The organism is Ochrobactrum sp. PL_is483 (assembly GCF_055816855.1).
The window spans coordinates 806,323-816,120 of record NZ_JBVPGS010000040.1 but is presented as its reverse complement, the minus strand read 5'-3'; the positions used below and the strand labels follow the sequence as shown (position 1 = coordinate 816,120).

Here is a 9,798-nt window from a genome sequence, read left to right as displayed (position 1 = left end):
TCATCGACCTGTTCTCGCGCCGTGTCGTTGGCTGGTCGATGAACGCAAACATGACGGCCCAGCTCGTCACAGATGCGCTGATCATGGCCATCTGGCGCAGAGGCAAGCCGGATGCGCTTCTCCACCATTCGGACCAGGGTACCTGAGCATGCGCAAAGAACAGCGGTTTTGAAGGTTTTGAAGGTTTGCTTTCTGCGTGTTTGATGAATTTTCGAATGCCCGAGACATTTTGGCAGGCGGTTTATAGGGCGGAAAAACAATCAATGGAAATCAAAGCACGTCCAAGTTTTCCGACGCGATAAATAAGGTCAAAGGGACTTTCGAGACCGATACGCGCACGCGCGCGAGGGAAAATGGTTTCGGACGCGGAATTATGCTCGGCAGAAACGGAGACCAATCAAAAGAAGTAAGGGGGATTTTTTAGGTGGATTAGTGCGTTGCTATTTCAAATAAGCAATTGAAAAACAACATGTTTCTACAGAAATATGGTGCCGCTTGCGTGACTCGAACACGCGACCCCATCATTACGAATGATGTGCTCTACCAACTGAGCTAAAGCGGCCCGGAACAGTGTGTTCCATTTTCCCGAAGGAAGCCAACCGTTTCCGGCTGGACGGTGCGCTGATAACCAAAAGCATGGAGGAAAGCAAGGCCCAAATCAAACAATCTGTATGTTTGTTCAAAAGCTTTCACAACATGCGCATCGCCAGCGCCCGGCAAGGCTGAAAGAAGCTGTCTTCAGATGCACAAAAGCGATGGTTTTGTGGACGTGCGCGGTTTGAGCCCGCGCCAGCCGTCAAGCCAGCGCGGTCGACAACCAGAGAATCATACGCTCGCGCAAAGACGCTGGCGAGCTTCCTTATACTCACGCTCAAGACGGTCAATCAATTCCCCGGCAGGGGCCACTTCGTGGATAGCGCCGATGCCTTGGCCGCAGCCCCAGATATCCTTCCAGGCCTTGGCGCCTTCCTGCTGCGCCTTGTCGAAGTCCATCTTGGAAGGGTCGGCCTCCGGAAGATTGTCAGGGTCCATGCCCGAATTGGCGATGGACGGCTTCAGGTAGTTGCCTGCGATGCCGGTAAAGTAGTTGGAATAGACGATGTCGGAGGAACTCGAGTCGACGATCATCTGTTTATAAGCATCTGTCGCGCGCGCTTCTGTCGTGGCAATGAAGGGCGAGCCGATATAGGCAAGATCGGCACCCATGGCCTGCGCGGCAAGGATCGAGTTGCCGTTGGCGATGGCGCCCGAAAGGAGCAGGGGACCATCGAACCAGGAGCGGATTTCCTGCACGAGCGCGAAGGGCGAGAGCGAACCAGCGTGACCGCCCGCACCGGCTGCCACGGCGATAAGGCCGTCCGCGCCCTTGCGGATCGCCGAATTGGCATGACGGTTGTTGATGACATCATGGAGGACGATGCCACCGTAGGAATGGATTGCCGCATTTACTTCGGGCACCGCGCCGAGCGACGAGATGACGATCGGCACCTTGTATTTTACACAGAGGCCGAGATCGTGCTCAAGCCGCTTGTTGGAACGGTGAACGATCTGGTTGACCGCGAATGGTGCGGAGGGGCGGTCAGGATTGGCCTTGTCGTGGGCAGCAAGCCCTTCGGTGATTTCCGCCAGCCACTCATCGAGTTGCGCTTCCGGGCGGGCATTGAGAGCAGGAAAGGAACCGACGACGCCTGCCTTGCATTGTGCCATTACCAGAGCCGGATGCGAAATGATGAATAGGGGAGCACCAACCACCGGGATGCGCAGTCTGCTTTTCAGAATATCCGGCAAGGCCATTTTCAATCGTCCTCCATGATTGACGTTTCCGTAAATGTAATACCTGTAGCATTTCCTTGCCCAACGGCAATATCAAAAGCGTGCGAACGTGCCTGTTGCCGCCAGTCTGCCTTCGATAGCCACTCGCAGACCTTTGCCGGAAGTCAGTCGGCTTGCTCACTTTCAAAACAGTGGGAATCCATCTTTGCCCAAATGATCGAAGGTGAGGGAATCGGCAATATACTTCCGGGGGTGTCGCTCACCTGGGGGCGGTGTTCAGCGCTGTAAAAACTATACGGATGGGGGAAAACCGCATTCAGAGTTAATATTTGGTGTCTCTGTTAAGCTTATCGGCTAGTCAAAGCGGGTGATGAACAGGTAAATGCCTTGATTCAGACGTTAATTTCGCTGAGGCTTATGAAACCGTCTGCATCGGGAACCGCTTGCTCCTGTTGAGGGCGCAACGAAACGGCGGGAAAAACGAACAAGGGAAGAGCAGCCTTTGGAAAGTATTGAGCGCGCGATCAGGAATGCATTTGCCAAGGCGGATGCACACAATCCGGCGACCCGGCAGCGAATTTATGAGTCCGCCTGGGGTGCGCATGAGCGCGCGCTCGCGACCAACACTGCGCTCAGCGATGCGCAGAAGGAACAGCGGCGCCAGAACCTGAAGGATGCGATTTCCGGTATCGAACAGGAGTTCAAGACCGGTGGCGGAGAGACGAGCGCTCGTCGCGAGCCAACGCTTGATGCACAGCTGGGGGAAGATCCCGTGCTGGGCGGGGTGGAGGAAACGTCGCCCGCGCTCGATACCGGCGATATTCGCGCGACCTCGCGGCAGAAGAAGCGCAGCAATGCCGATCTCGGCTATGAGGGTGGCGTCTCACGAAAGGACCGCCGCAAGAAGAAGCGCCATTCGCCTTTCTACAGCTACGGCATTCCGGCACTTGTGCTCGCGGTTGCGGCTTTCATCGGCTATTCGCTTTATAACAGCTTTATCGATCTGAGCAGCCGACCGGCGAACAACCCGCTGCATGGCGAAGGCAATATTGCTCCATTGAAGGAAGGCGAGGAGCCGGGCGGGGCGAAATGGATCACCATTTTCCAGCCTTCGGAAGCCACTCGCATGTCCGTCAAGGGACGCGCCACGGCTGAAATCAGGCAGGAGGGCACGCGCAGCTTCGCACGCATTCAGTCTGCCGGTGCCGAAGATACGGTCACATTCGATGTGGGCGAGGGCATTCTGGATCAGCTGGTGGGCAAAACCGCGACCTTCAACATCGTGGCGCGTGCCGACGATGGCAAAACAACCCAGATGTCGGTCAACTGCGATTTCGGCGGTCTTGGCGATTGCGGACGCAGGCGCTACGACGTGCGCGATTCCGTGAGCGATTTCCTTTTCGATATGGAAATGCCATCCGGCCAGAAGGCAGGTCGTGCGGGCACAATCACGATCAATTCAGACCTGAGCGGTTCCGGCAAGCCGGTCAATATCTACGAAATCCGCGTGTCGACGGCGGCTGATTAGAGCGCATCCCGAAAAGTGTGAAGCGGTTTTCGGACAAGATGCGCTTCAAAGAAAGACGTTCCAGTCAGGATAGCAGCTTTTCCAGCGTTTCAAGCCGGTCCGCTTCGCGGGGCGGCTTGTCCCAGCGCAGCCGCGAAAAACGCGGAAAGCGCATGGCCACGCCTGATTTGTGGCGCGTGGAGCGATTGAGACCCTCAAAGGCGACTTCCACGACCAGTCCATGATCGGGTTCGGCGCGTACGGATCGCACCGGCCCGAAACGCTCGGTGGTATTCTCGCGCACAAATTTGTCCAGCAACTTCAGTTCTTCATCTGTAAAGCCGAAATAGGCCTTGCCGACAGGCACGAGCACGGGTTCATCTTCCGGTCCCGTCCAGACCGCAAAGGTGAAATCGGAATAATAGCTCGACCGTTTGCCATGCCCGCGCTGGGCATAGACGATCACCGCATCGATGGTGAAAGGATCGCGCTTCCATTTGAACCACGGTCCCTTGGGGCGGCCCGGAAGGTAGGCGCTGTCATGACGCTTCAGCATGACACCTTCGATGACCGGATGTGGCGGATTGGCGCGAAATCGCGCCAGTTCCTCAAAGTTGGAAAATGGCAGGACAGGCGAGAGATCGAAGCGGCGTGGATCGAGCCTGCTGACAAAGCTTTGCAGGCGGGCGCGGCGCTCCAAAAAGGGCAGGGCGCGCAAATCTGCGCCTGTCTGCTGGTTCCCTTCCTGCAACAGGTCATAGGCTCGCACGAAGGCCGGATAATCGCGCAACTGTCTTGCGCTTACGGTCTTGCGGTTCAGCCTCTGCTGGAGGTCGGAGAATGTGGCGGTCTCTATGCCGGTTTCGCCGTAGTGGCCGACCAATAATTCGCCATCGATCGCGCCTTCGAAATCCATGGCTTCCAGAACATCCGGGAACGCGCCGGAGATATCGTCACCGGTGCGCGAATAGAGACGGCGCAGGCCGTTTTCGGCGACAGCCTGAACACGAATGCCATCCCATTTCCACTCGGCAGTGAATGCGGATGCGTCAAGCGCGGGAATTTCTGCTTCGTCAAGCGCAGTGGCCAGCATGACGGGGCGAAACGGTGCGGCTGCGGTAGCGGCGGGCCTTCCACCGCGGCCTTCGAGCCAGGCGAACAGCGCCTCATAGGGCGGCGATTGGCCGTGCCAGAGTTCTTCTATTTCCACGACGTCGACGCCGCCGAAATCCGCCAGCGCCTGCTTCGCCAGACGGGCTGAAACACCGACGCGCAAGCCGCCGGTCACGAGCTTCAATAGCGCGTATCGTTCGGAAATGCCAAGCACGTCTAGCCATCCGGCGACGAGAAGCGGGCCTTCGCGGCGCGAAGCATTCTGCAATTCGTGCACCACGATACCAAGCGGCAGATCGGCGCCCGGAGCAGTTTCGCTGGGGCCGGGCCAGATCAGCGAAATCGTTTCGGCAAGATCACCGACATAATCGTAGGAATAGGCAAACAATGTCAGGTCTGTCCGCTCGGCGATGAGCGCGCGCAGCATGGCCGGTTTTACGCTTTGCAGTTCCAGATCGCGGGTGATCGCCGCCAGCGCTACCCCGCGATCCGGGTCGGGTGAGGCGCGAAAATAGTCGATGAGCAATCGCAGCTTGCCGTTTCTTTGTGGCGTCAGCACCAGCCGGTCGAGAAGTTCGGCGAAAGCGCGCATCAGTCGCCCTCATCTTCATAGCCGACGAGGTGCAGCGGCTTCGCCGGTATGTTCTGCAACTCGCACCAGCGAACAAGGGCTTCTTCCCGTCCATGCGTGACCCACACTTCGGCGGGAGCGATTTCCGTTATGGTTGCTGTCAGCTCATCCCAGTCGCAATGATCGGAAATGATCAGCGGCAGTTCCACGCCCTGCTGCCTGGCGCGCTGGCGGATGCGCATCCAGCCCGAGGCGAAGGCTGAAACAGGATCGGGAAACCGTCGCGCCCAGCGGTCGGAAAATGCCGATGGCGGGCCGACGATGATCTTTCCTGCAAAATCCGGCTGTGCCTCGCGCTGCTCCAGCGTGGCGGGTTCCAATACGCCGAGATCAATACCTTGCGACTGGTAATATTCGCAGATCTTTTCCAGCGCGCCGTGAATGTAGATCGGCTCCGCATAGCCCGCTTCGCGGATGAGCTTGATGACGCGCTGCGCCTTGCCGAGCGAATAGGCTCCCACCATATGCGCCCGCTCGGGGAACTGCCGGATCGATTTAAGAAGCGTTGCGATCTCGTGGGATGCATCCGGGTGACGGAATACCGGCAGTGCAAACGTCGCTTCGGTGATGAACACATCACAGGCGACAGGCTCGAACGGCGCACAGGTCGGATCGGCCGCACGCTTGTAGTCGCCTGAAGCGATGATGCGGGTGCCATCCATTTCCACCGCGATCTGGGCCGAGCCCAGCACATGGCCCGCACCGTGAAAGCTGATCCGCACGCCATTGATCGTCAGGCTCTCGCCGAGGCTTATCGGTTGCGTCGCTTCTGCAAAGTTTGCGCCGTAGCGCAGCGCCATGATGTCGAGCGTTTCGCGCGTTGCCAGCACATGGGTGTGGCCCGAGCGGGCATGATCGGAGTGTCCGTGGGTGATGAGCGCGCGTTCCACCGGGCGCACCGGGTCGATATAGAAATCGCCGGGCGGGCAATAAAGGCCTTTGGGAGAGGAGCATAGAAGCTGGTTGAAGCGCATGGTTTTCAAGATAGGTCACGAAGTTTGCGCAGAAAAGGGATGGAGCTTGCGTCTGCTGACAAAATGAGAACAAAAGTGAACAAACACCTTGGCGGTTTGCCTTGCTGCGATTAGATTGACGGCGTGACACTGAACCAGAAACCCGCCGCCGCATCTGCCGCTTTTCCCTTGCCGGACCGTTTTCTTGAATGGTTCGCGGCCAAGGGCTGGTCGCCGCGCGCGCATCAGCTGGAGCTTCTGGCGCGTGCCGAACAGGGCCAGTCCACGCTCCTGATCGCGCCCACCGGCGCCGGCAAGACGCTGGCCGGCTTTCTGCCCGCGCTGGTGGACCTGGAACGAAAGGGCCTTAAAAAACCGGGTATGGCGAAGCGTGGTGTCCATACGCTCTACATTTCACCTCTCAAGGCGCTTGCGGTCGATATTCATCGCAATCTGACAGTGCCGGTGGAGGAAATGGGGCTCGACATTACCATCGAGACGCGCACCGGCGATACGCCAGCGCACAAGCGCCAGCGACAGAAACTGGCGCCGCCGGATATTCTGCTGACCACGCCGGAGCAGCTTGCGCTGTTGATCGCATCCAAGGGCGCAGAACAGTTTTTCAAGGGCCTGCGCTACGTGGTGCTCGACGAATTGCACTCGCTGGTCATTTCCAAGCGCGGGCATTTGCTTGCGCTGGGGCTGGCGCGGCTGCGCCGCCTGCAACCGCAAATGCAGACCATAGGCCTTTCCGCGACGGTGGCCGAGCCCGACGAGCTACGCCGCTGGCTGGTGGAGCAGGACGGGACCGGTTCCATGGCCGGTCTCGTGACGGTCGATGGCGGGGCGAAACCGGAAATCACCATTCTCGATTCCGAGGAGCGGGTGCCATGGGCAGGACATTCCTCGCGCTATGCGATACCTGATATTTATGAGGCGATCCGTCGGCATCGCACGACGCTTTTGTTCGTCAATACGCGCAGTCAGGCGGAGATGCTGTTTCAGGAGCTTTGGCGGGTCAATGAGGATACGCTGCCGATCGCTCTGCATCATGGCTCACTCGATGCCAGCCAACGCCGCAAGGTCGAGCAGGCGATGGCAGCCAACACATTGCGGGCTGTGGTCGCCACTTCGACGCTCGATCTCGGCATAGACTGGGGCGATGTCGATCTGGTCATCCATGTCGGTGCGCCAAAGGGTGCGAGCCGCCTTGCGCAGCGCATCGGCCGCGCCAACCACCGCATGGACGAACCGAGCCGGGCCATCCTCGTGCCCGCCAACCGCTTCGAGGTGATGGAGTGCCGTGCCGCACTCGATGCCAATTATCTGGGCGCGCAGGACACGCCGCCTCTGATCGAGGGGGCGCTGGATGTGCTGGCGCAACACGTGCTCGGCATGGCCTGTGCCGAGCCTTTCAATGCCGACCAGCTTTACCGTGAGGTGCAGAGCGCCGCGCCTTATTCGAACCTGCCGCGAGACACGTTCGACCGCATCCTGGATTTCGTGGCGACCGGCGGCTATGCGCTCAAGACTTATGAGCGGTTTGCGAAAATCCGCAAGACGGTGGACGGTACCTGGCGGGTGTCCAATCCGCGCATCGCGCAGCAATATCGCCTCAACATCGGCACCATTGTCGAGGCGCCGGAGCTGAATGTGCGGCTCACACGTGGCGGAAAGGGTGGCAGTGCAAGGGGCGGGCGTGTCCTTGGCCGCATCGAGGAATATTTCCTAGAGACGCTGACAGCTGGCGACACGTTCCTGTTTGCCGGAAAGGTGCTGCGTTTCGAAGGCATCCGCGAGAACGAATGCATTGCCTCCAATGCTGCGGGACAGGATGCCAAGATTCCTGTCTATGCAGGCGGCAAGTTTCCGCTTTCCACCTATCTGGCCGCGCAGGTGCGCGCCATGCTCGCCGATCGCACGCGCTGGCAGTTTCTGCCGGAGCAGGTGCGGGAATGGCTGGAAGTGCAGCAATGGAAATCCGTGCTGCCCGGCACGGACGAGCTTTTGATCGAAACCTTTCCGCGCGGCAATCGCTTCTACATGGTCGCCTATCCATTCGAGGGCAGGCTGGCGCACCAGACGCTCGGCATGTTGCTGACGCGCCGTCTGGAGCGCATGGGCGCGCATCCGCTTGGCTTTGTCGCCACTGATTATTCGCTGGGTCTCTGGGGCCTCAAGGATATGGGCGCGATGATCGGCACGGGAAAACTCAGCCTCCCCCGCCTGTTCGACGAGGACATGCTGGGCGATGATCTCGAAGCATGGCTTGATGAAAGCTACCTGTTGAAACGCACTTTCCGCAATTGCGCCGTGATTTCCGGGCTTATCGAACGCCGTCATCCGGGACAGGAGAAGACAGGCCGTCAGGTGACGGTTTCCACCGATCTGATCTATGATGTGCTGCGAACCCACGAGCCGGACCACATATTGCTGCAGGCGACGCGCGCGGATGCGGCGACCGGACTTCTGGATATCAAGCGCCTCGGCGACATGCTGGCGCGTGTGAAAGGGCATATGCTGCACAAGCCGCTCGACCGGATTTCGCCGCTGGCGCTGCCAGTAATGCTTGAGATCGGGCGGGAGCGCGTGGCAGGCGAGGGCGATGAAATGCTGCTTGAAGAGGCTGCGGACGATCTGATCAGAGAGGCGATGCAATGAAAACCGCAGTGTGGGGAAATGGTGAAGCCTACAGTCTGGCCCATGCCGAAGTGCGTGGCGTTGCGGCTGTTTGCGATCCATCCGGCGCGCTGTTCCTGCCCGACCTGCATATGCTGATCGTTTCCGACCTGCATCTGGAAAAAGGTTCATCCTTTGCCCGGCGCGGCCAGCTTATCCCGCCTTATGACACGGCGGCGACGCTCGACATGCTGGCGCTGGCAATCGCGCGCTACCAGCCGCGAACCGTCATCAGCCTTGGTGACAGTTTTCACGATGCGACGGCCAGCGAGCGCCTGCCGTCACTCTATGCCATCCGGCTGAAATCGCTGATGGAACATCGCGACTGGTTCTGGATCACCGGCAATCACGATCCGGATCGCCCCGTCGACCTGCCGGGCGATTGCGTGGAGGAACTCGCGGTCGGGCCGCTGACTTTCCGGCACGAACCGTCGCGCAAGGCCGGGCAGGGCGAGATTGCAGGCCACCTTCACCCCGCCGCCCGCATCGTGCGGCGCGGACGGTCAGTGCGGCGTCCCTGTTTTGTGAGCGACGGCGAAAGGCTCATCATGCCTGCTTTCGGAGCCTATACGGGCGCGCTCAACATTCTGGATCGCGCCTTTCGAGGACTGTTCGCTGATGAGACCCTGCGCGCCTATATGCTTGGCCAGGGCAAGGTTTACCCGATGACGCGCAACGTGCTCCTTGGTGGATAGACCGTTATACCAGAACACGATGAGCTGAACGGTCCCGCTCGTTCCGGCGACACGCTTTAATCGGGCTGATAGGAAAAAGTAAGTCCTTCACCCAATTTGCATTTGAAGATTCTCGTTTCGCCAATGGCTTCAAATGTCTTTGATGAAAAGACTTTGGTCGTGATTATCGCTGTTTGATCCGACGCGACGCGATAGCGAAGGAATTCATGTACGGGCAGGTCATCATGCACTGTCGAATGATCGTCCGAATAGAGGATCGCTTCGGAGGGTTCCTGCACATTCATGAAGCTGGGAATGACAAGCCCGCCTGTCAGACCTTTCATTCCGATTTTTGAACCAGATGTCTGCTCGCACTTGTCGAGTTGCAGGATGGAGGTCGTTCGCTGTCCGGCAAGCAAATGTTGCTTGAGTATCTCGTACTAGCCGGGCTCGTCCGCGCGGGCCCCG

Annotated in this window: 7 protein-coding genes, 1 tRNA gene and 1 pseudogene; 4 read left to right on the top strand and 5 right to left on the bottom strand. The window is 59.0% G+C overall.

The window, feature by feature from the left end; translation table 11 throughout:
* A pseudogene (locus tag AC0TNJ_RS22175) lies at positions 1 to 143 on the top strand (DDE-type integrase/transposase/recombinase); the annotation flags it as partial.
* Positions 144 to 486: 343 nt separating this feature from the next.
* Here the strand turns inward: AC0TNJ_RS22175 and AC0TNJ_RS22170 are convergent.
* Together AC0TNJ_RS22170 and AC0TNJ_RS22165 are read right to left on the bottom strand one after the other, a co-directional pair.
* Positions 487 to 562: transfer RNA gene (locus AC0TNJ_RS22170), tRNA-Thr, on the bottom strand.
* 263 nt (positions 563 to 825) lie between these two features.
* Positions 826 to 1,794 carry an NAD(P)H-dependent flavin oxidoreductase gene (locus AC0TNJ_RS22165; protein ID WP_122002045.1) on the bottom strand — a complete coding sequence of 323 codons (969 nt, stop codon included), beginning with the start codon at positions 1,792 to 1,794 and terminating at the stop codon, positions 826 to 828.
* 481 nt (positions 1,795 to 2,275) lie between these two features.
* Between AC0TNJ_RS22165 and AC0TNJ_RS22160 the strand changes: the two genes are divergently transcribed.
* Positions 2,276 to 3,301, top strand: a complete 1,026-nt coding sequence (locus AC0TNJ_RS22160; RefSeq protein ID WP_473768308.1) for a hypothetical protein — start codon at positions 2,276 to 2,278, stop codon at positions 3,299 to 3,301.
* A 64-nt stretch (positions 3,302 to 3,365) separates the two neighbouring features.
* On the opposite strand, the gene AC0TNJ_RS22155 is transcribed toward AC0TNJ_RS22160, so the two are convergent.
* Positions 3,366 to 4,985 (bottom strand): cisplatin damage response ATP-dependent DNA ligase, encoded by a 1,620-nt coding sequence (locus tag AC0TNJ_RS22155; RefSeq protein ID WP_473772409.1) that lies wholly within the window; start codon positions 4,983 to 4,985, stop codon positions 3,366 to 3,368.
* Complete coding sequence (locus AC0TNJ_RS22150) at positions 4,985 to 5,998, bottom strand: ligase-associated DNA damage response exonuclease (RefSeq protein WP_473772436.1); 1,014 nt, start codon at positions 5,996 to 5,998, stop codon at positions 4,985 to 4,987. The genes AC0TNJ_RS22155 and AC0TNJ_RS22150 overlap by 1 nt, the downstream gene beginning before the upstream one ends.
* A 123-nt stretch (positions 5,999 to 6,121) precedes the next feature.
* On the opposite strand from AC0TNJ_RS22150, the gene AC0TNJ_RS22145 reads away from it, so the two are divergent.
* On the top strand, positions 6,122 to 8,638 hold the full coding sequence (locus AC0TNJ_RS22145; protein WP_473772408.1) for a ligase-associated DNA damage response DEXH box helicase: 2,517 nt from the start codon (positions 6,122 to 6,124) through the stop codon (positions 8,636 to 8,638).
* Complete coding sequence (gene pdeM, locus AC0TNJ_RS22140; protein WP_473772407.1) at positions 8,635 to 9,351, top strand: ligase-associated DNA damage response endonuclease PdeM; 717 nt, start codon at positions 8,635 to 8,637, stop codon at positions 9,349 to 9,351. The genes AC0TNJ_RS22145 and pdeM overlap by 4 nt, the downstream gene beginning before the upstream one ends.
* Positions 9,352 to 9,407: 56 nt before the next feature.
* Here the strand turns inward: pdeM and AC0TNJ_RS22135 are convergent, their stop codons facing one another.
* Positions 9,408 to 9,749, bottom strand: coding sequence for a VirK family protein (locus tag AC0TNJ_RS22135; protein WP_473772406.1), 342 nt, complete (start codon positions 9,747 to 9,749; stop codon positions 9,408 to 9,410).
* Between the last annotated feature and the right edge of the window lie 49 nt (positions 9,750 to 9,798).